The organism is Variovorax sp. Varisp36 (assembly GCF_047304235.1).
GTDB lineage: Bacteria > Pseudomonadota > Gammaproteobacteria > Burkholderiales > Burkholderiaceae_C > Variovorax.
Genome location: NZ_JBGLYU010000017.1, coordinates 1 through 20308 on the forward strand (window position 1 = coordinate 1; position 20308 = coordinate 20308).

Consider the following 20308-nt stretch of genomic DNA (forward strand, 5'->3'; position numbering starts at 1 on the left):
GGGGCGGCGGCCCCGCCCCCCCCCCCCCCCCACCAAGGTGGCCGAGGTCACCGAGACCGTGACGGTCACGATCCCCGACGGCGCAAGCATCCGCGTGGTCGACGGCGTGGTGAACTTCTACTTCGCGACCGGCAGCGCCGACCTCGCACCCGGCGCCGCCGAGGCGCTGGCCGCGGTCATCAAAGGCGTCGAGAGCGGCCGCAAGGCGGTGGTCTCGGGCTTCCACGACACCACCGGCGACGCCGCCATCAACGAACAGCTCGCGAAGAAGCGCGCCGAGATGGTGCGCGACGTGCTCGTGGGCCTGGGCGTGCCGGCGGCCAAGGTCGACCTGCAGAGGCCCGCCGTGACGGCCGGCTCGGGCAACGATGCCGAGGCGCGCCGCGTCGAGGTGAAGCTGGTGGACTGAGCGCCGCGCGCATCGGCTGCAAGAGCAGAAGAAGCCCGGTGACGCCGGGCTTTTTCACGGGTGCTTCCCTGCAGGGGCGCGGATGAGTGAATTCGTATTGGCGGGCACCCGGATTTCATCGGGCTTTCGTGCCCGGCTTGTTACCATGGGTCTCCAGGCCCACAGCCGCCCTGGCGGCACGCAGCAAGAGCCACCGACCCCATGAGCAGCAGCACACACCCCATCGTCCGCGACGTCACCGATCGCATCCGCGAGCGCAGCAAGGGGCTGCGCAGCGCGTACCTCTCCCGCCTCGCCGAAATCCGCGACCGCGACCGCGGCTCAGACCGCATGGGCTGCGCCAACGTGGCGCACGCCGTGGCCGGCATCCCGGCGAACGACAAGTTCCGCGTGGTGGCCGAGCGCGCGCCCAACATCGGCATCGTCACCGCCTACAACGACATGCTCTCGGCCCACGCGCCGTACCAGGGCTACCCCGACATCATCAAGCACGAGGCCCGCCGACTCGGCGCCACCGCGCAGGTGGCCGGCGGTGTGCCCGCCATGTGCGACGGCGTCACGCAGGGCACGCCCGGCATGGAACTGAGCCTGTTCAGCCGCGACCTGATCGCCATGAGCACGGCCGTCGCGCTCACGCACGACATGTTCGACAGCGCGCTGCTGCTCGGCGTGTGCGACAAGATCGTGCCGGGCCTGCTGATCGGCGCGCTGCACTTCGGCCACCTGCCGACCGTGTTCGTGCCCGCCGGCCCGATGCCCTCGGGCCTGTCGAACAATGCCAAATCGAAGGTGCGCGAGCAGGCGGCGCAAGGCCTCGTGGGCCGCCAGGGCCTGCTCGACGCCGAGATGGCGGCCTATCACACGATGGGCACCTGCACCTTCTACGGCACCGCCAACAGCAACCAGATGCTGCTCGAGGCCATGGGCCTGCACGTGCCCGGCACTGCCTTCATCCAGCCCGGCGACGCGATGCGCGAAACGCTCACGCGCGAAGCGGTGCGCACCGTGCTGGGCAAGGCGAGCGACATTTCCTTCCAGTGCCCGCCCATCGGCGAGATGGTTGACGAGCGCTGCATCGTCAACGCCATGGTCGCGCTGCTGGCCACGGGCGGCTCCACCAACCACCTGATCCACTGGGTGGCCGTGGCGCGTGCCGCCGGCATCGTGATCGACTGGGACGACTTCTCGAAGCTCTCCGATGTGGTGCCGCTGCTGAGCCGCGTGTATCCCAACGGCAGCGCCGACGTGAACGAGTTCCAGGCCGCGGGCGGTCCCGGCCTCGTGATCGGCGAACTGGTCGACGCCGGCCTCATGCATGCCGACGTGCTGACGGTGCGCGCGGGGGGCATCCGCGAATACGCGAACATCCCGGCGCTGGCGGGCGATGGCGCCGAACAGCGCCTGCAATGGAGTCCCGCGGCGCCGCTGAAGAACGAAGCGATCACACGCACGGTCGCGAATCCGTTCAGTGCCACCGGCGGCCTCAAGCTGCTGGGCGGCAACCTCGGGCGCAGCGTCATCAAGGTGTCCTCGGTGCCCGACGACCGCCATGTCATCGAAGCGCCCGCGCGCGTGTTCGACTCGCAGGCCGCGCTGCACAAGGCCTTCACCGCTGGCGAACTCGAGCGCGACGTGGTCTGCGTGGTGCGCTGGCAGGGCCCGCAGGCCAACGGCATGCCCGAGCTGCACAAGCTCACGCCGCCGCTGTCGGTGCTGCAGGGCAAGGGATTCCGCGTGGCGCTGGTCACCGACGGCCGCATGAGCGGCGCGTCGGGCAAGATACCGGCCGCCATCCACGTCTCGCCCGAAGCGGCTGCGGGCGGCCCGCTCGCCAAGGTGCGCGACGGCGACCTGATCCGCCTCGATGCGGTAGCGGGTACGCTGGCCGTGCTGCTGCCCGAAGACGAATGGGCCGCGCGCGAAACCGCGACGCTGCCCGAAGCGCAGCGCATCGCCGATGGACACGGCCTCGGCCGCGAACTGTTCGCCGGCATGCGCCGCAATGCACTCACTGCCGAAGAAGGAGCCTGCTCATGGCTGTAATCGGGCTCGCCCCCAGGCTGCGCGTGCTTCGTGCCGCTTCGCCTTCCCCCTTCCGGGGACAACACCGGTGGCCCGGCAAAAGCCGGTTCCGCGGTGTTTCTGGAATTGAGCACCGCGATTTTCAGGATCGCGGATGTGCTTGAAGTAATGGAGCTATGAAATGACAAAGAAACTCACCGCCCTCGAAGTCATGCGCGATGCGCCGGTCATTCCGGTCATCGTGCTGAACGACGTGAAAGACGCCGTCCCTCTCGCTCGCGCACTGGTGGCTGGCGGCATCCGCATGCTCGAAGTCACGCTGCGCACGCCGCAGGCGCTGCAGTGCATCGAAGCCATCGCCAGGGACGTTCCCGAGGCCGTGGCCGGCGCCGGCACCATCCGCAGCGCGGCCGATGCCCAGGCCTCGGCGCTGGCCGGCGCGAAGTTCGGCGTGAGCCCGGGCTACACGCGTGCGGTCGGCAAGGCCTGCCACGACCTCGGCCTGCCGCTGCTGCCCGGCGTGGCCACCGGCAGCGAGATCATGATGGCGCAGGAAGACGGCTACACCCAACTCAAGTTCTTCCCCGCGCTGCAGGCCGGCGGGCTGCCGATGCTCAAGGCCTGGCAGGGTCCGTTCGGCGACGTCACCTTCTGCCCGACGGGCGGCATCCAGGCGGGCAACGCGGCCGAGTTCCTCGCGCTGTCGAACGTGGCCTGCGTGGGCGGTTCGTGGATCGTGCCGACCGACGCGATCCGCGAAGGCGACTGGGCCCGCATCGAGCAGCTGGCACGCGCCGCGAGCCAGCTGCCGCGCTGATCATGCGCGCCGATTTCGACGCGGGCGACCTGAAGGTCATCGCGTTCGACGTCTTCGGCACGGTGGTCGACTGGCACAGCGGCATTGCCGCCGAGGTCGAGCGCGCATTGCCGGGCGTGGACGGCGCGGCCTTCGCGCTGGCGTGGCGCGCGGGCTACCAGCCCGCGATGAAGGCCGTGATGGAGCGCATTGCCGCGGGCGAGGGCGGCTTCACGCTGCTCGACGAGCTGCACCTGAGCATGCTCGAACAGGTGCTGCGCGATTTCGGCCTGTCCGAGCGCCTCGACACGGCCGCCAGGCGCGACCTGAGCCGCGCCTGGCACCGCCTGCCGGCCTGGCCCGATTCGGTGCCGGGTCTCACGCGGCTCAAGAAGAAGTTCACCATCTGCACGCTGTCGAACGGGAACATCGGCCTGCTCACCGAGATGGCGAAGCGTGCGGGCCTGCCCTGGGACTGCGTGCTGTCGGCCGAGGTGTTCAAGGCCTACAAGCCCGACCCGCGCACCTACCTCGGCGTGGCGGGTGTGTTCGATGCAACGCCGGGCCAGGTGATGCTGGCCGCCGCGCACCACGACGACCTGGCCGCCGCGCGCGTGTGCGGCCTGAAGACGGCCTACATCGAGCGCCCGCATGAATTCGGCCGCGCCAAGCCGAAGGACGTGTCGCCGCAGCCGGACAACAACCTGCATGCGCGCGACATCGAGGCGCTGGCCGACCTGCTGGGCTGCTGATCAGCCGGTGAGCAGCTTCTCCACCGTACGCAGGTTGCGCGTGGTGGTGCTCGACTTGTAGCGCGTCTTGGCCAGCAGCTTGGCCACCGGCGTATCGAGGCTCTCGCCGCGCGGGCATTGCCAGTACAGCACGCCCTTGCCGGGCTCCAGCTGTTCGACGTCGGCATCGACGGTGCCGGCCTTCTCCACGATCTCGTCGAGCATCGCGGTGTCCGAGCCGAACACGATGTAGGGATGCCGCTCGTCGTCGATGCGCTCGAAGGGATAGGCCTTGGCCACGTCGGCCACCTGCTTCTGGGTGAGCAGCACGATCCACGCCTCGTAGCCGAATCGCTTGCGCAGCGCCTGCTCGATGCGCTTGCGCAATGCGGTGGCATCGCGCTCGTCGGTGTCGAACAGCACGTTGCCGCTGGCGAGCACGGTGCGCACCGCGCCGAAGCCGAGTTCTTCCGCGAACAGCGCCTTCAGGTCGGCGCTCTTGATCGCGATGCCGTTGACGTTCACGCCACGCAGCAGGGCAACGCGGCGGGTCATCAGCGCAGGCCGCCGCCGGCGGCGCCTTCGTCACGCTGGATCAGCTCGATCTTGTAGCCGTCGGGGTCCGTCACGAACGCGATCACGGTGGTGCCGCCCTTGACCGGCCCGGCCTCGCGCGTCACGTTGCCGCCCGCGGCCTTGATCTTCTCGCAGGCCGCGTACGCGTCGGGCACGCCCAGCGCGATATGGCCGTAGGCGGTGCCCAGTTCGTAGCTCTCGGTGCCCCAGTTGTAGGTGAGCTCGATCTCGGCCTGCTCGGGGTTGCCCTTGCCGTAGCCGATGAAAGCGAGGCTGTACTTGTACTCGGGGTTCTCCGAGGTGCGCAGCAGGTTCATGCCGAGCACCTTGGTGTAGAAGTCGATGGAGCGCTGGAGGTTGCCGACGCGCAGCATGGTGTGGAGGAGTCGCATCTCGTGGGGGCCGTTGGGCGTGAAGAAAGGGAGGCCGCTATTGTCTGCCTCCCGCCGCGGCGATCAAGCCGCCAGTGTCAGCAGGTGGGCCTGGTGGCGCTTCAGGAATTCCATCAGGTGCCCGGGATATTCAGGCACCACCGCATCGCGCACGCTAGGGCGGGCCGCCAGCGCCTTGCGCCAGGCCTTGACCCTGGGCAGTGCGTTGAAGACATGCGAGTCGCTGATCGCGTCGAACACCTCGAAGTAGCGGAACACCGGTGCGAAGACCGCGTCGACGAGGCTGAAGTTCTGGCCGGCGAAATAGGGACCTTCTCCCGTGGCTGCCAGCGCAGCTTCCACGCGCTCGAACCTGGCGACGAGCGCCAGCCGCTTCTGCTCGAACACGGCCGCGTCCTGCGTGGTCTCGTAACCCCAGAGGTCGCCGAGGATGGCCGAGCCGAACTCCATCCACGCGCGATGTTCGGCGCGCTGGAGCGGGTCTTCGGGGTGCAGGCGGGCGCCGGGCTGTGTCTCCTCGAGGTACTCGCAGATCACGTTGCTCTCGAACAGCACGGCCTCGCTGCCGTCGGGCCGCCGCACCTTCAGCAGCGGTACCTTGCCGAGCGGCGAGATGTCGAGAAACCACTGGGGCTTGTTCGCGAGGTCGATGACGACGCGCTCGAAGGGCACGCCCTTTTCATGCAGCGCGATCGCGGCGCGCTGGACGTACGGGCACAGCAGGTGGCTGACGAGGGTGAGAGCTTGCGTCATGGGGCTTTCCGTTCCTGGGTGATGGATGTGTCTGGAAGGCCGCGATTCTTGCGGACCGGAACAACCTTTTCCCGGAAAGCCCATTCGGAAAATGGGCCTCGTGTGCTACGCCGCTGCGTCGAGCCAGTGCGTGATGCGCCCGCCGTGCATCACGCCGATGCGGTCGGCCATGGCGTGCGCCTCGGCCTCGTTGTGCGTGACGAGGATGGCGGTCTGGCCGGCCTGCTTGAGGATGCCGCGGACCTCCGCAGCCAGCCGCTCGCGCGTGCCGCCGTCGAGGTTGGAGAACGGTTCGTCGAGCAGCAGCAGGGCGGGCGAGGGCGCGAGCGCGCGGGCCAGTGCGACGCGTTGCTGCTGGCCGCCGGAGAGTTGGTGCGGATAGCGTTCGCCCGCGTTGGCGAGGCCGACCAGCGCCAGCATTTCCGCCACGCGCGATTGCTGCGCCGTGCGGCCGAGCCGGCGCAGGCCGAAGGCCACGTTCTTCGCCGCCGACAGGTGCGGGAACAGCGCGTACTCCTGGAACATCATGCCCACGTGCCGCTGCTCGGGCGGCAGGTGCTTCTGCGCGGACGAGAGCAGCACGTCGCCGAGCCGGACCGTGCCGGCGCGCACGGGCTCGAAGCCTGCGATGGCACGCAGCACCGTCGTCTTGCCGCAGCCCGAAGGGCCGAACAGGCAGCCGATTTCGCCGGCGTCCAATGCCAGCGAGAAGCCGTCGACGACCGTGTGTGGGCCGCGCGGTGTGTCGTATGCGAGCTGGATCGCATCGAGGTGCAGGGGGGAACTCATGGTGTCTGGTCGGGGCCGGGTGCGGCCGAAGGCGCGCCCAGCTGGTTGCGCGCGAGCAGCAGGACGGGCAGCAGGCCGGCCAGCACGATGGCGAGCGCGGCAATCGCGCCTTCTTCATACGTGCCGCGCGCGGCCTCGGCATACAGCCAGGTGGCGAGGGTGTCGAAATTGGCGGGCCGCAGCAGCAGCGTGGCCGGCAGTTCCTTCATCGCATCGACGAACACCAGCAGCGCGCCCGTGGCGATGGCGGGGCGCAGCAGCGGCAGGTGCACGCGGCGCAGCGTCCCGCCGGTGGTTTCGCCGAGCAGGCGCGAAGCCTGTTCGATGGCAGGCGGAATGCGCGCGAGGCCGGCCTCGATGCCGCCGACCGGCATCGCGAGAAAGCGGATCGCGCAGGCCACGACCAGCACGATGCCCGCGCCCATGAGTGGCAGGCCCTGCCATCCGAATGCCGTGGCGAGCGCGCTGTCGAAGGCCAGCGCCGGCGTGAGCAGGCCGATGGCCAGCACTGTGCCCGGCACCGCGTAGCCCAGCGTCGCCGCACGCGCCTGCCATCGCGCGCGGTTGGCGAGGCCCGCGCCCTGGCTGCGCGAGGCCCAGGCGACGACCAGCCCCGCCGCGACTGCGGCCGCGGTGACACCCGAAGCCAGCGCCAGCGTGTTGCCGAGGCTCGCGACCAGGCCTTGGGAAATGCCGCCGCCCTGATGCAGCCGCTTGAAGCTTTCCCGCACGAGGTAGAACGCAGGGGCCACGAAGCCGATCAGCACCGGCAGCGCCGCCGCCGCGCTGGCGGCCCACGCCGCACCACCGTGCAGCCGCCGCGGCTGCACCGCGCGCATGCGCTGCGCCGAGCCGAAGCGCTGGTGCTGCCGGCCATTGCGTTCGAGCCAGACCAGCGCCACCACCACGAACAGCATCGCGCACGCGATCTGCGCAGCCCCTGCGAGGTCGGAGCGCGTGATCCACGTCGTGTAGACCGCCACCGTCAACGTGTTCACGCCGAGGAACTCCGAGGCGCCGATGTCGTTGAGCGTTTCGAGCAGCGCGAGGCTCAGCCCCACGGCCAGCGCCGGCCGCGCCAGCGGCAGCGCCACGCGGAAGAACGCGCCGCGCCGGCTCTCGCCGAGCGTGCGCGCCGCTTCCATCAGGTGCGCCGGCTGTGTCATGAACATCGCGCGCGCCGTCATGTAGACGTACGGATAGAGCACGAAGCCCAGCACGAAGATCGCACCGGGCATCGAGCGCAGGTCGGGCAGGCGGAACTGGCGCGGGCTGTCGAAGCCCAGCATCCAGCGGATCGCGCCCTGCACGGGGCCGATGGGGTGCAGCAGGTCGAGGTACGCGAAGGCGACGATGTAGGTTGGCATCGCCAGCGGCAGCAGCAGCGCCCAGTGCAGCACGCCGCGCCCCGGGAAGTCATGCGCCGTCACCAGCCACGCGCAGCCGGTGCCGATCACCAGCACCAGCACGCCCACGCCCGTGAGCAGCATGGCCGTGTTGAGCGCCGCCTGCGGCAGCACGTTCGCAAACAGCGGCCCCCAGTGCCCGAGGCCCGAGCCGAAGGCGAGCCACACCAGCGTGAGCACCGGTGCGAGCACGCCGACGGCGATGGCGAACGAGGCAAGACGCCAGACCGGACCTGCGGCGTGCAGGCCCGGGAGCTGGCGTCGTGTCATTCGCATGCTTCCTCAGGCACCGGGAAGGCGTGCCCGGCCGCTTGCGTCACTGGTCGAAGCCGACCTTGTCGACCAGCGCGCTGGCCTGCTTGCGGTACTTGGCGATCTCGGCCACGGGCAGCGGGTCGGCCTTCAGCTCGCCGATGCTCGACGCGATGATCGGGTCGAGCGCGACGCCCTTGCGCACCGGGTACTCGTAGTTGGTCTGCGCATACAGCGCCTGCGCCGGCTCCGACACCAGGAACTCGAGCAGCTTGACCGCGTTGGCGCGCTGCGGCGCGTTCTTCGCCACGGCCGCGCCGCTGATGTTGACGTGCGTGCCGCCGCTCTTGGCGAAGGTCGGGCGCACCACCTTGATGGCGTCGCCCCACTTGCGCGCGTCGGTGCCTTCCTTGGAACTCTTCATCTGGCCGACGTAGTACGAGTTGGCCAGGCCCACGTCGCAGATGCCGCCGAGGATGTCGCGCGCCACGTCGCGGTCGCCGCCCGTGGCCTTGCGCGCCAGGTTGGCCTTGACGCCGCGCAGCCACTGCTCGGCCTTGGCTTCGCCGTCGTGCGCGATCAGCGCGGCGACCAGCGCGGTGTTGTAGGGGTGCTGGCCGGCGCGGATGCAGACCTTGCCCTTGTATTTCGGGCTGGCGAGGTCTTCGTAGCGGAAGCTTGCGAGCGGCAGGGCCTTGTCGGCATAGAGCACGCGCGCGCGCAGCGAGAGCGAGAACCACTGGCCGTCGGCGCCGCGCAGGTTGGCCGGAATGGCCGATTCGAGCGCGGGCGATTTCACGGGCTGCGTCACGCCGCCGTCGACGAGGTCAATCAGCGCGCCGATGTCCACGGTCATCAGCACGTCGGCCGGCGAGCGGGCGCCTTCGGCCTTGACGCGCTCCAGCAGGCCGTCCTTCACGAACACGGTGTTGACCTTGACGTTGCTCTGCGCGCTGAAGGCAGAAATCAGCGGCTGGATCAGCGCGGGCTCGCGCGTCGTGTAGAGCGTGAGTTCGTCATTCGCAGCGTGGGCGGGCAGGGCGGTGAGGGCGAGCCAGGCGGTAGTGGCGCCGATCAATGCGCGCGCGGCGCGGACTTGAGCGCCAGAGCGTTCGGTCATGAAAAATCCTCCAGGACGGTGAAGTGTTCTTGTGAAAGCATCGGCGGCACGGCGTGCGGCGCCAATGCGAACAATTATCACTGACGAAGAGGGGATGAGCCGTTTGGACTTACGAGCTGAAGGCCTACTTGAAGCGCGCCGCGATAAGTAGGGATCTGATCCTGCGATAAGTCCCAAGCGTGCTTGTTACAGCCGAAGAAACATAATTGCATCAGCAGCAATCCGCTGCGGCTCAATCGTGTGAGGTGCTGTGTGCCCATCCAAGTTCGAACACTCTCGGAAGAGCAACGCGCCGCGTTGCTAGAGATCGGCGAATCCCACTTCATTGATCTCAAGGGTTGTGCCATCTCACCTGCGAGCATGACAAAAACTGTGTCGGCGCTGTGCAATACCAGCGGCGGCGAGATCTTCGTCGGCGTCGATGAGGTTGAGCGGACAGAGGGCAAAACTCGTCTTTGGGGTGGCTTTACGGACCAAGAGGGAGCTAATGCCCATATTCAGGTCCTTGAGGCAATGCGCCCGCTGGCGAACCATTACGAGGCTGAGTTCTTAAGCAGTGAGGGTGCACCGGGACTGGTTCTTCATCTGACCCTGTTCAAAACCGCCGAGATTCTCAGAGCGTCAAACGGCAAGATCTACGTCCGGCGCGGCGCTCAAAACCTCCCCGTTGAGGGAGATGATGCTGTTGAGCGGCTGCAATATGACAAGGGCATTCGCACCTTCGAAGATGAGCTGACCGACGCGACCGCCGAAGACGTAACGAACTCGCTTGTCATCTTGGAGTTCGCCTTGGAGACCATTCCCTCCACGGAACCGAGCGAGTGGGTAGCAAAGCAAAGAGTGTTGGTAGATGGACGTCCCACGGTCACCGGGGTGCTGCTCTATTGCGATCTGCCGCAAGCGATTCTTCCGAAGCGCTCGGCCATCAAGATACTCCGCTACCAAACCAAGGAAGCTGGTGCACGCGATTTCCTGGCGGGAGACCCGATCTCCATCGAAGGACCGATTTACACGCTAGTCTATGACGCGGTTGACCGGTGCAAGGCACTCATCGAGGAAATCAAAAAGCTCGGCCCAAACGGACTTGAGCCAGTGGCATATCCCGAAGAGGCGCTACACGAAGTCCTTACTAACGCTGTCCTCCACCGCGACTACAGCATCGCAGCCGACGTTCAAGTCAGGATCTTCGATAACCGCGTGGAGATCGAAAGCCCTGGCCGGCTGCCTGGGCACGTGACGGTCCCTACCATCACGAAAACTCAGTTCGCACGCAACCCAAAGCTTGTGCGACTGATCAACAAGTTCAAAAATCCACCGAACAAGGACTCAGGCGAAGGGCTCCGGACGACCTTCGAAGCAATGGACAAGCTACGCCTGAAGCAACCGCTCATAGAAGAGCGCGATAACTCCGTGGTGGTGATATTGCGTCACGAAAGTCTGGGTTCCCCGGAGCAACTTGTCATGGACTATCTCGAAAAGAACGCGGAAATTTCCAATGGCACTGGACGTGAGATCACGGGCATCAGATCGGAAAACACTATGAAAGAAGTTTTCTACAGGCTCCGGGACCGCAAGCAGCTCGAACAAGTCCCAGGTCGGGCAGGAAACAAGGCCGCCTGGCAGAAGTTCACCGGCCAAGCCGAAGCGGCCGCAGCAGCCGCGGCCGCGGCCGAAGGACCGCCCGCTTCGAAGGGAGACTGGAAGAGCCCCGCAGGTTCCAAGTCGCGGTCCCAGCTGTAAATAATCAGTTCTTGGCGCTCGGCCCGGTTGGCGCCGCCCCCCACGGTGTAGTCGATGGCCAGGCTCTCCATATCGAAGTCCTCGAAGCACCGCCTGATGTCCGGGTGGTCGTTCAAGCTGATGATGGCCTTGCCCTTGATCTGGCGCAGCTTGGAGGCATCAGCTCGTACTGGCTCTACTCGAAGGGCACGCCGTAGCCCTCGGTCTCCCAGTACGGCGGGTCCATGTAAAACAGCGTGTGAGGTCGGTCGTAGCGGTTCAGGCAGGTGGCCCAGTCGAGCTGCTCGATGTACGCGCTGGCCAGGCGCAAATGGGCCGCGCTGAGGTTCTCCTCGATGCGCAGCAGGTTGATCGCTGGCGCGGTGGTGGCCGTGCCCCAGGTCTGGCCTCGTCAACTCGAAATGAGCTGGTCGGCTTTCCGCGCGCGGATGGCGTCTCCCAGGCGATCAGCATGAATTTGAAGGCCCTCCACCAACTGGTCCGACTGTCCTTTCTCGCCTCTACCGTGGAAGAAGCCATTCGGGTCGAGTTGAGCTTCAAGGACTGCAATCATGCGCCGCGTGGCTGCTTCACCTGCGAGGAAGGACTGTATGTACTCGTAGCGCAGCAATCGATGGACGTCGAAACGACGATAGGCATCAAGCAGAGCTTTCAAATCGGCGTGGGTGGATCGTCGGGCAACGTCCTTGTTGCCAAACGAAAGGGCTTCGTATGCCTTGGTCTGTGCCGCCGCGTACTTCGCTTGCACGACGAGGAGGTGAGCAACTGCCAACAGCTGTATGTAATCTTCTTCGACATCTTTTTTTCTCTGCGCCTGTTGGAGTCGGTGAGATCGAGTGATGCCCCAGCCCGTGGCGATGATTGCCCCGACGCTTCCAACCGCTTGAACCCAAGCAGGTGCGCTGGTCTCGAGGAACTTTGCAAACCAATTCCAGCCACCCGCAGCAATGAGTGCGAGGCTCGCCAATATGCAAACGAGAGAGATCGCTCCAACTGCCTCCGCCCACTCGGGTTGAGATTCCTTTTTCCTCTCCATACGCCCTCCAGGAACTTGATTCCACTGAGTATCGGCGACCTATTCGGAGAGCGGCCATGACTCAAGAACGACTCCGGCTCATAAAGCTGACTTAGAGCGCGCTGGCCGAATGGACGAACCGACCTATCGGACCATGCTGCAAACCGCAGGAGGAGCGGACTCGACCGCGAAGATGGGCATTCCAGCGCTCATGCGTGTTTTGGAACAGGCCAAGAAGGCCGGTTTTAGGGTGCGCTCCAAGGCCACCGACCGTCGCCAGGACACCAGCCCCGAGGCTCGCAAGATCCGGGCGCTGTGGCTGTTCCTGCACGAGCTGCAGGTGGTCCGAGACTCTGGGCCGACAGCCAGGCCATGCGCAAGCTGATCGAGACCATGAAGAAATGGGCCATGCGATTCCTGCGCGCTGCCGTCGACCAGCTGCAGATCGAGGTACACGGGGCGCGCGCTGCCGGCCGGCTCGATCGAGCGCAAGAACAGGCCGTAGAGGAGGCGCTGCGCCGACTGCAAGGCCCCGGGCTTCGACGCCCATTGGACCACCTGGACGGCGTTCTCGGCCGCCGTCGGCCGCTCGATGGCCGCCGACATGCAAGAGGCATTGGGAGGCCGCTGATGAGCAACGACTCTAGGATGAGCGAACTTCGCAACGAGCTGCTGGCCGACCTGGCTGGCACGGCGGAGCGTGCATTGACAGAGAACGAAGTGCCGCCCGCCGTGGCGGCAACCATCGCCAGCTCGGTCGCCGACCATGTGGCAGACCACAGGGGCGGCCAGATGATCTACATTCCCCGCGACTTCCAGCGGAAGCTCGCCCAGATCGAGCTAGAGATCTTCGACACCTTCACCGGGGCGGACATCCCGGAACTCTCGCGCAAGTACGAGATGACCGACAGCGGCCTGCGCCGCCTCATCACGCGCGTCCGTGCCAAATTGGCATCTTCTCGGCACGAGCAGCAGCTCGACATGCTGGAGCCCCCGCAAGACCGCTCAAAGTGAGCGATTCGCGCTGTGGGAGCGCTTTACCACCCGCGTAAGGTCGTTACACGACCCGTCCCAAGCGATCCCGCCCAGTCTCGGCAAATCCCGATTTATCTCGCCGTTTTGGGTTGTCGTTTCTCAATACCGTTCACCTACTGCAGGCGAATCGACGTTCAGCGTCAACGCGGTGAGCGCCGGGTTGTCGATGTCGGTGGCCAGGGTTCGTGCGGCCACCGCCCCATCCGGATCGCCGAGGGCGGCGCGAAGGAGGTGGGCCCGCACCACGAGTTCCCGCATGCCGGTTCGTGCGGCGATGTCCATCAACTCGTCCACCTGCCGGCGGATCGGCGACGTGCGCCGCGACACGCCAAGGCGGCAAAGCGCCTCGAGCACATAGGCCTCGCCCCACAGGTAGGCGTCCGGCGGGCGGGTGCAGCGGATCAGTGTGTCCAGCAGGATTTCCTCGGCGCGCACAGCGTCGCCGCGCGCCATCGCGACCAGTCCGAGGCCGCGGCCGGCAATGCCTTCCCAGCATGGATCGCCCAGCTGGCATCCCAGCGCGAAGGCGTGCTCGAAGCGCTCAGCGGCCGGCTCCAGTTGGCCGTCGCTCAGATCTATTTCGGCGCGAAAGGACAAGGGCCAGGGAAGGAAGGCGGCCCACAGCCGGCCAGCCTGGTCGACGGCACGGTCGACGATCGGCCTCGCTGCTTCCCATTCGCCGCGCAGGATCATGGCCCGACCCAGCATGGACTCGGCGTAGATCACCTGTTTGGGCTCGCCCGCCTCCGACGCCCAGGCTGCGGCGTCCCGCAGCGTTTCCATGGCGGCCGGGTAATAGGCCGAGTCGCTCAGGATGGAGCCCTTCACCGTGGCGATCCGGGCCCGCTCGGCAAGGGAGTCGCCTGCCAATGGCTCTGCCCGTGCCATCCAGGCCAGCGCGCGCTCATAGCGACCTCGCAGGAACTCGACGTAGCCCAGTTCGCGACATGCGGCGGCGGCCAGTGCGGGCGCGGCTTCACGGCCGATGGCCAAGGCCTCGTGCAGGGCCGCGGCGCCCTCTTCGTCGCGGCCGCGCGCCGCGTGCACCAGCGCGCCGCCCAGCGCGACCCGCGCGCGCGCGCGCAGGGCGGGATCGCCGGTGCCGTCGGCGTCGACCATGGCTCGGCGCAGGCATTGCAGGCCGGCCTCGAGCACGCCCGCGCCGATGGCGGCCTCGCCAGCCTCGAGCTGCGCCAGGGCACCCGCGCGGCCAATGGCGGGCCGGGCTGTCGGCGTGGCCGTCACGGTGTGCAGTGCATCCGCCAGCGCGGGCCCGGGTGCGACGCCGAGCTGGCGCCTGAACAGTTCCCGGCAGGCGGCCGCCTGCCGCGCCGCGCCCATCCCGTCGCCCGCCGCCGCAAGGCAGCGCACCAGCAGGACATGCGCGTTTTCGTCCAACGGGTCCAGGCTGACGAGCCGGTAGGCCAGGTCGACGGCCGCGCCCGGCGCCCCGTCCGCCACGCGGGACAAGGCGGCTTCGCGCAGCACGGCTTCCGCCGTGGCCTGCATCCTTCGTCGCTCGGACTGCAGCCACGCTGCGAACGACGGGCTCGATGAAAAGCCCAGGCCCTCCAGCAGCTCGCATCCGAGCCCATGGAGCGACAACGCATCCGACCAGTCTCCCCGCGTCAGCACGGCAACGTCCACGCCGGCGACGTGCTCGTGCGGAAAGGCGATCGCATCTCCGCGCAGCGTGCAGTCGCCCAGGGCCCGACGCAGTTCGCGAAGGTTCCAGCGCAGCGCAGCCAGCGGGTCTTCGGCGTCCTCGAACAGCAATCCGGCCAGGCGCTGCCGCGCAACAGCGCCCGGTTGGAGCGCGAGATAGGCAAGCAGTCCCCAGGCCTTGTGGCCCCGGATGGGCGCGACCGGGCCGTCTGCGCTCACCACACACGGCACGCCAAGAAGCTGGACGAAGGGCCTCATGCCCGCAGTGTGGCAGAGCGAGGCACGGGGCGCGGCAGGATCGTGGGGTCAGGCCTCCGCAGTCGTCGGATCGATCGTCGTCACCACGCGCGCCACGCTGTCGGCGGGGAATCCGCCCTTGCGCGCGTGCTCGCGCACCAGCTCTTCGCTGGCCGCGTTGTAGACGCAGTAGATCTTGTCGCCCGTGACGTAGCTGTGGACCCATTGCACGTCGGGGCCGAGTTCGCGCAGCACGCCGCACGACTTCTGGGACACGGCCTGCAGTTCGGCGGCGCTGGCGGCGCCGATGTTGGGAATGGCGCGTTCGATGACGAATTTGGGCATGAGGCTCACCTTGAAGAGAGAGTCGAAGGGAGCGCGACCGTAGGCGCGGCGCGTTTGAGCTTGCGTTTGACGGTGGGTTACCCCGCCGCGGCCCCCTTGGCGACTACCGCCGCCTGGTGCCAGCCGCCGATGAGTCCGCCTGCTGGTCCGCCGAAGCCTGCCGTGCGAGCGACAGTGCCAGGTAGTCGACGAAGGCGCGCACGCGCGCCGCGAGTCGGTGGCGCTGCGGGTAGACCGCGTAGATGTCCGCGTCCGGCGTGTGGTGCTGCGGCAGGACCTGCACGAGGCGGCCGCTGCGCAGGTGGCGGGCAATGTCCCACTCCGCGCGCATCAGGATGCCGTGCCCGTCGAGCGCCCAGTTGACGGCGATCTCTCCGTCGTTCGTCGTCAGCGTGCCGCGTGTCTTGACGGCCTGCGTGGTGGCGCTCTTGCCCCGGCCGCTCGACAGCCGCCAGAGGCCGTAGGCCTCCTCGCCCTGCCGGATGCCGATGCAGTTGTGCCTGGCCAGGTCGCTGGGCACCTTGGGCATGCCGCGCCTGGCGATGTAGGCCGGCGCGGCGCACAGCAGGCGGCGGTTGGCAGCGATCCGCCTTGCGATCACGCGCGAATCCGGCGGCGCGCCGAAGCGCACGCAGACGTCGAAGGAATCGTCCGTCAGCGGCGGCGGATTGACCGACAGCTGCAGCTGCACTTCCACCTCCGGATATTCGCGCACGAACTTGGATATCAACGGCGCGATGTGGCTGCGGCCGAAGCCGAGCGTGGCGTTGACGCGCAGCAGACCCCGTGGCGTCGCCTTCGACGCGCCCAGCATTTCGCCCATGCTGTCGATGTCGTTCAGGATCCGGCGCGCGTGCTCGAGATAGAGCTCGCCTTCGGGCGTCAGGCTCATGCGCCGCGTGGTGCGGTTGAGCAGGCTGACACTCAGGCGCGCTTCCATCTGCGCGAGATGCTTGCTCACGGCCGCCGTCGAGACACCCAGCTCGCGTGCCGCGGCACTGAGGCTGCCGGCGCTCGCCAGCGCGCAGAAGAAGCCCAGGTCGGCCGGCTGGATCTCGTTTCCCACGGCTCAGCCCGCCGGCCGCGTCTCGAACACCAGGCAGGTCGTGGTGGCATGCGCGTACAGCGTGCCATCGGGCCCGAAGAGGCGGGCCTCGGCGGTGGCCAGCTGGCGGCCGCAGTGGATCACCTTGCCTTCGGCGCGCACGCGCTGCACCTTGGGCGTCAGGCCTTTCACGTAGTTCACGTTCAGCTCGGCGGTGGTGTAGGCCCGCCCGGGCGGCATCATCGTGTGGACGGAGCAGCCCAGGGCGGAGTCGAGCATCGTGGCGACCCAGCCGCCATGGATGGTGCCCAGCGGGTTCAGGTGCTGCGGCAGCGGCGTGCCCTGGAAGATGGCCACGCCCGGGCGCACTTCGAGGATCGTGAAGTCCAGCGTCCTGGCGATGGCTGCAAAGGGAATCTCGCCGTTCAGCATCGCCTGCATCATCTCGAGGCCGGTCTTGCCCGCGATCTGGTCGGGGCGGGCGAGGCCAGGGCCTGGGCCGGCTTCGAGGCGTTCGGTGATCTTTCGCTCTTCGGCGATCCATGCGTCGAGCTGGCTGGGGTTCTGCGTCATGCCGGGTGTTCTCCTGTCCGGGTTGTCCGGAGGGTTAAGTTGCATATGCAATAGTTGTAGCTACAATAATACCCCATGGACACCCTCGCCAAGCCACGCGGCTGCACCAGCTTCAAGGTGCGCCAGCTCTCGCGCCGCCTCTCGCAGCACTACGACGCCGAGGTGTCGAAGAGCGGCCTGAAGACCACGCAATACTCGCTGCTGTCGAATCTGGCGCGGATCGGGCCCTCGCGTCCGGTCGACCTGGCGAGCGAACTCAAGATGACCGCCTCGACCCTGAGCCGCAACCTGCAGCCGCTGATCGCCGCGGGCTGGATCTCGCTGGGCGCCGGCGCCGATGCGCGCAGCCGGCTGGTGCAGATCACCGAAGAGGGCGATGCCAAGCGCCGCGAGGCGCAGCTGCACTGGAAGGCAGCGCAGCAAAAACTCAATGCGCTGCTGGGCGTCGAGCGTGTGCTCGCGCTGCACCGGCTGATCGATGAGTCGATGGAACTGCTGGGCGCGGAGGACGAGCCCGACGCCGAAGACTGAACCTTTTCTTTCCAACCGCACGCCTTCACCCATCGCGTCCGAGGCCGCGCGCGGATTCCGTTTTCGTTTCTTGCTTCTCCTCACATTCAATTCCAACAGCAGAGGTCCCATGTTCGCCACTCCCGTCTCCGCATGGCTGCAGCGCCGCGGCATTCACTACGGATGGATCGTCGCCGCCATCACCTTCCTCACCATGCTGACCATGTCGGCCGCGCTGGGCCTGCCGGGCGCCATGCTGCAGCCGCTGGGCAAGGAGTTCGGCTGGAGCACGGGGCAGATCTCCTCGGCGCTGGCGCTCCGCTTCGCGCTGTTCGGCCTGATGGGGCCGTTCGCCGCGGTGCTGATGGAGCGCTACGGACTGCGCGCCGTGGTCTGCACCGGCCTCGCGCTGGTCGGCCTGGGCATGGCACTGGTCACCATGGCTTCGCAGCTGTGGCACCTGTTCGTGCTGTGGAGCCTGATGCTGGGCCTGGGCACCGGCATGACGGCGCTGGTGCTCGGCGCGGTGGTGGCCAACCGCTGGTTCGTCGCGCGGCGCGGCCTCGTCGTCGGCATGCTCACGGCCAGTTCGGCCACCGGTCAGCTGGCCTTCCTGCCGCTCGCGGCCTGGATGATCGAGCACTGGGGCTGGCGCTCGGCCATCGTGCCGATCGTGGCCGGCAGCATACTGATCGGCGTGCTGGCGCTGTGCCTCATGCGCAACCGGCCTTCGGACCTCGGCCTGCTGCCCTACGGCGAGTTGCCCGGCACCCAGCCGGCCGCGCCTGCCGCCGCCGCGCCGGCGATGAACTTCGCCACGCCGTTTCGCGTGTTGAAGGAAGTTTCGACCAACCGCACCTTCCTCATCCTCGCCGCCACTTTCTTCATCTGCGGCCTGAGCACCAACGGGCTCGTGCAGACGCACTTCATCTCGCTGTGCGGCGACTACGGCATGAGCGCAGTGCCCGCAGCCTCGGTGCTCGCGATGATGGGGGCCTTCGACTTCGTCGGCACCATCCTCTCGGGCTGGCTCTCGGACCGCTACGACAACCGCAAGCTGCTCTTCTGGTACTACGGCCTGCGCGGCCTGTCGCTGTTCTGGCTGCCGCATTCGGAGTTCACCATCTACGGCCTGGGCATCTTCGCGATGTTCTACGGCCTCGACTGGATCGCCACCGTGCCGCCGACCGTCAAGCTCGCGGGCGCCGCCTTCGGCCCCGCCAAGGTGGGCCTGGTGTTCGGCTGGGTCTTTGCCGCGCACCAGCTGGGCGCCGCCACGGCCGCCTACGGCGCCGGCTTCGCGCGCACGCTGCTGCTGACCTACACACCGGCGCTCTACGCGGCCGGCGCAGCCTGCCTGGTGGCGGCGGTGGTCGTGATGATGATCCGCCGTCCGGCGGCGAAGGCCGGCGCGCAGGTCGCGCCTGCCGCGGCACGGGCCTGACGCTCGGAGCCCCCGACATGACGACAGCCCACACCGAGCTCGACCCGCGCACGCGCCGCCTGCTCGAGGCGCCCATCGTGCCCACCCTGCTGCGCCTGGCTGCGCCCAACGTGCTGGTGATGCTGGCACAGGCCTCCGTCGGCCTTATCGAGACCTACTTCGTCGGCAGGCTCGGCACCGATGCGCTCGCCGGCATGGCGCTGGTGTTTCCCATCGTGATGCTGATGCAGATGACCTCCAGCGGCGCGATGGGCGGCGGCATCGCCTCGTCGATCGCGCGCGCACTTGGCGCACGCCGCAAAGACGATGCGGATGCGCTGGTGTGGCACGCCATCGTCATCGCGCTGGGCTTCGGCCTGTGCTTCACGCTGGCCCTGCTGCTGGGCGGGCAATGGCTCTACGGGACCATGGGCGGCACGGGGCCGGCGCTCGAGGCTGCGCTCACGTACTCGAACTGGGTGTTCGCGGGCGCGACGCTGGTGTGGCTCTTCAACTCGCTCTCGGCCATCATCCGCGGCACCGGCAACATGTCGGTGCCGGCCAACGTGACGGTGGTGGGCGTGGTGTTCCTCGTTCCCGCGTCGCCGCTGCTGATCTTCGGCATCGGACCGCTACCGGGCATGGGCATCGCGGGCGGTGCGATGGCGCTGCTGCTGTACTACCTGCTGGGCTCCGTCGCGCTGATCGTCTACCTGCGCTCGCCGCGCAGCCTGCTGCGGCCCACGCTGGCCGCGCTGAAGCTGCGCTGGCCACTGTTCCGCGACATCCTGCGCATCGGGCTGGTGGGGGCGGTGTCGACGGTGGCGACCAACCTGTCGATCGGCATCGCCACTGCGCTGACAGGTCATTTCGGCTCGGGCGCGCTGGCCGGCTACGGCACGGCCTCGCGGCTCGAATACCTGCTGGTGCCGCTGGTGTTCGGCCTCGGCGCACCGCTGGTGGCCATGGTCGGCACCTGCATGGGGGCCGGGCAGCGCGAACGCGCGCTGCGCGCCACCTGGACCGGCGCGGCGCTGGCCTTTGCGCTCACAGAAACCATCGGACTCGCGGCCGCGCTGTTCCCGCGCCCGTGGCTGCTGCTGTTCGGCAGCGACCCGGCGATGCTCGAGACCGGCGCGCACTACCTGCGCGTGGTCGGGCCGCTGTATGGCTTCTTCGGCGTCGGGCTGGTGTTGTATTTCGCGTCGCAGGGCGCGGGCCGCCTGCTGTGGCCGGTGCTGGGCAACATCGCGCGCCTGGCGGTGGCGGGCACCGGCGGCTGGCTCGCGCTGCGCTGGGGAGGTGGGCTCACCGGTGTGTTCGGGGCGCAGGGCGTGGCGCTGGCGGTGTACGGCATCGTGATCGCATCGGCCATCGCGGGCGGGGCCTGGTTCGGCCGCGTCGGCTGGCCGCGTACCACCGGCGGGCTGCTGCGGCGCATGGCGCAGGCCGGATGAAGCTAGCTTGCCCCAGG

At 67.9% G+C, this 20308-nt stretch carries 21 protein-coding genes and 1 pseudogene; 10 read left to right on the forward strand and 12 right to left on the reverse strand.

Annotated features, from left to right (window positions below; all coding sequences use genetic code 11):
* From ACCD11_RS12435 to ACCD11_RS12450, 4 genes are all read left to right on the forward strand, one after another.
* A partial coding sequence (locus tag ACCD11_RS12435; RefSeq protein ID WP_413314081.1) for an OmpA family protein occupies positions 1-409 on the forward strand: 409 nt, incomplete at its 5' end.
* A gap of 201 nt (positions 410-610) precedes the next feature.
* On the forward strand, positions 611-2452 hold the full coding sequence (gene edd / locus ACCD11_RS12440; protein ID WP_007829489.1) for a phosphogluconate dehydratase: 1842 nt from the start codon (positions 611-613) through the stop codon (positions 2450-2452).
* A 160-nt stretch (positions 2453-2612) separates the two neighbouring features.
* Positions 2613-3248: a bifunctional 4-hydroxy-2-oxoglutarate aldolase/2-dehydro-3-deoxy-phosphogluconate aldolase gene (gene eda, locus ACCD11_RS12445; RefSeq protein WP_007829490.1), complete on the forward strand. Its 636-nt coding sequence runs from the start codon at positions 2613-2615 to the stop codon at positions 3246-3248.
* A 2-nt stretch (positions 3249-3250) separates the two neighbouring features.
* Positions 3251-3979 (forward strand): haloacid dehalogenase type II, encoded by a 729-nt coding sequence (locus tag ACCD11_RS12450; RefSeq protein ID WP_007829491.1) that lies wholly within the window; start codon positions 3251-3253, stop codon positions 3977-3979.
* On the opposite strand, the gene ACCD11_RS12455 is transcribed toward ACCD11_RS12450, so the two are convergent.
* The 6 genes from ACCD11_RS12455 to ACCD11_RS12480 form a co-directional block, all read right to left on the reverse strand.
* The gene (locus ACCD11_RS12455) at positions 3980-4513 is read right to left on the reverse strand and encodes a DUF1697 domain-containing protein (RefSeq protein WP_413314082.1); all 534 of its coding nucleotides are present in this window, start codon (positions 4511-4513) and stop codon (positions 3980-3982) included.
* Positions 4513-4926, reverse strand: a complete 414-nt coding sequence (gene gloA, locus ACCD11_RS12460; protein WP_042672808.1) for a lactoylglutathione lyase — start codon at positions 4924-4926, stop codon at positions 4513-4515. Before gloA ends, ACCD11_RS12455 begins: the two co-directional genes overlap by 1 nt.
* A gap of 63 nt (positions 4927-4989) precedes the next feature.
* Entirely contained in the window at positions 4990-5679 is a 690-nt protein-coding gene (locus ACCD11_RS12465) for a glutathione S-transferase family protein (RefSeq protein ID WP_413314083.1), read from the reverse strand.
* 105 nt (positions 5680-5784) lie between these two features.
* On the reverse strand, positions 5785-6468 hold the full coding sequence (locus ACCD11_RS12470) for an ABC transporter ATP-binding protein (protein ID WP_413314084.1): 684 nt from the start codon (positions 6466-6468) through the stop codon (positions 5785-5787).
* Complete coding sequence (locus ACCD11_RS12475) at positions 6465-8144, reverse strand: ABC transporter permease (RefSeq protein ID WP_413314085.1); 1680 nt, start codon at positions 8142-8144, stop codon at positions 6465-6467. Before ACCD11_RS12475 ends, ACCD11_RS12470 begins: the two co-directional genes overlap by 4 nt.
* 46 nt (positions 8145-8190) lie before the next feature.
* Positions 8191-9246 (reverse strand): Fe(3+) ABC transporter substrate-binding protein, encoded by a 1056-nt coding sequence (locus ACCD11_RS12480; protein ID WP_413314086.1) that lies wholly within the window; start codon positions 9244-9246, stop codon positions 8191-8193.
* A gap of 252 nt (positions 9247-9498) precedes the next feature.
* On the opposite strand from ACCD11_RS12480, the gene ACCD11_RS12485 reads away from it, so the two are divergent.
* The gene (locus ACCD11_RS12485) at positions 9499-10986 is read left to right on the forward strand and encodes an ATP-binding protein (RefSeq protein ID WP_413314087.1); all 1488 of its coding nucleotides are present in this window, start codon (positions 9499-9501) and stop codon (positions 10984-10986) included.
* Here the strand turns inward: ACCD11_RS12485 and ACCD11_RS12490 are convergent.
* Both ACCD11_RS12490 and ACCD11_RS12495 read right to left on the reverse strand, forming a co-directional pair.
* Positions 10947-11374, reverse strand: a pseudogene (locus ACCD11_RS12490) (DNA adenine methylase); the annotation flags it as partial. The gene ACCD11_RS12485 and the pseudogene ACCD11_RS12490 sit on opposite strands and share 40 nt — an antisense overlap.
* Before the next feature lie 3 nt (positions 11375-11377).
* Positions 11378-12022, reverse strand: coding sequence for a hypothetical protein (locus ACCD11_RS12495; RefSeq protein WP_413314088.1), 645 nt, complete (start codon positions 12020-12022; stop codon positions 11378-11380).
* A 109-nt stretch (positions 12023-12131) separates the two neighbouring features.
* Between ACCD11_RS12495 and ACCD11_RS12500 the strand changes: the two genes are divergently transcribed.
* Both ACCD11_RS12500 and ACCD11_RS12505 read left to right on the forward strand, forming a co-directional pair.
* Positions 12132-12386, forward strand: coding sequence for a phage protein GemA/Gp16 family protein (locus tag ACCD11_RS12500; protein ID WP_413314089.1), 255 nt, complete (start codon positions 12132-12134; stop codon positions 12384-12386).
* Entirely contained in the window at positions 12374-13015 is a 642-nt protein-coding gene (locus tag ACCD11_RS12505) for a Mor transcription activator family protein (RefSeq protein WP_413314090.1), read from the forward strand. Before ACCD11_RS12500 ends, ACCD11_RS12505 begins: the two co-directional genes overlap by 13 nt.
* A 120-nt stretch (positions 13016-13135) precedes the next feature.
* Here ACCD11_RS12505 and ACCD11_RS12510 read toward each other — a convergent pair whose 3' ends face one another.
* The 4 genes from ACCD11_RS12510 to ACCD11_RS12525 form a co-directional block, all read right to left on the reverse strand.
* On the reverse strand, positions 13136-14959 hold the full coding sequence (locus ACCD11_RS12510) for a BTAD domain-containing putative transcriptional regulator (RefSeq protein WP_413314091.1): 1824 nt from the start codon (positions 14957-14959) through the stop codon (positions 13136-13138).
* A gap of 48 nt (positions 14960-15007) precedes the next feature.
* Positions 15008-15283, reverse strand: coding sequence for a DUF4242 domain-containing protein (locus ACCD11_RS12515; RefSeq protein WP_007829504.1), 276 nt, complete (start codon positions 15281-15283; stop codon positions 15008-15010).
* Between the two features lie 103 nt (positions 15284-15386).
* The gene (locus tag ACCD11_RS12520) at positions 15387-16349 is read right to left on the reverse strand and encodes a LysR substrate-binding domain-containing protein (RefSeq protein WP_413314092.1); all 963 of its coding nucleotides are present in this window, start codon (positions 16347-16349) and stop codon (positions 15387-15389) included.
* Between the two features lie 3 nt (positions 16350-16352).
* Complete coding sequence (locus tag ACCD11_RS12525) at positions 16353-16901, reverse strand: PaaI family thioesterase (RefSeq protein WP_007829509.1); 549 nt, start codon at positions 16899-16901, stop codon at positions 16353-16355.
* A 75-nt stretch (positions 16902-16976) separates the two neighbouring features.
* Between ACCD11_RS12525 and ACCD11_RS12530 the strand changes: the two genes are divergently transcribed.
* The 3 genes from ACCD11_RS12530 (at position 16977) to ACCD11_RS12540 (ending at position 20291) form a co-directional block, all read left to right on the forward strand.
* Entirely contained in the window at positions 16977-17432 is a 456-nt protein-coding gene (locus ACCD11_RS12530) for a MarR family winged helix-turn-helix transcriptional regulator (RefSeq protein WP_413314093.1), read from the forward strand.
* Positions 17433-17541: 109 nt separating this feature from the next.
* The gene (locus ACCD11_RS12535) at positions 17542-18855 is read left to right on the forward strand and encodes an MFS transporter (protein WP_007829517.1); all 1314 of its coding nucleotides are present in this window, start codon (positions 17542-17544) and stop codon (positions 18853-18855) included.
* A 17-nt stretch (positions 18856-18872) separates the two neighbouring features.
* Positions 18873-20291 (forward strand): MATE family efflux transporter, encoded by a 1419-nt coding sequence (locus ACCD11_RS12540; RefSeq protein WP_413314094.1) that lies wholly within the window; start codon positions 18873-18875, stop codon positions 20289-20291.
* The last annotated feature ends 17 nt before the right edge of the window (positions 20292-20308 follow it).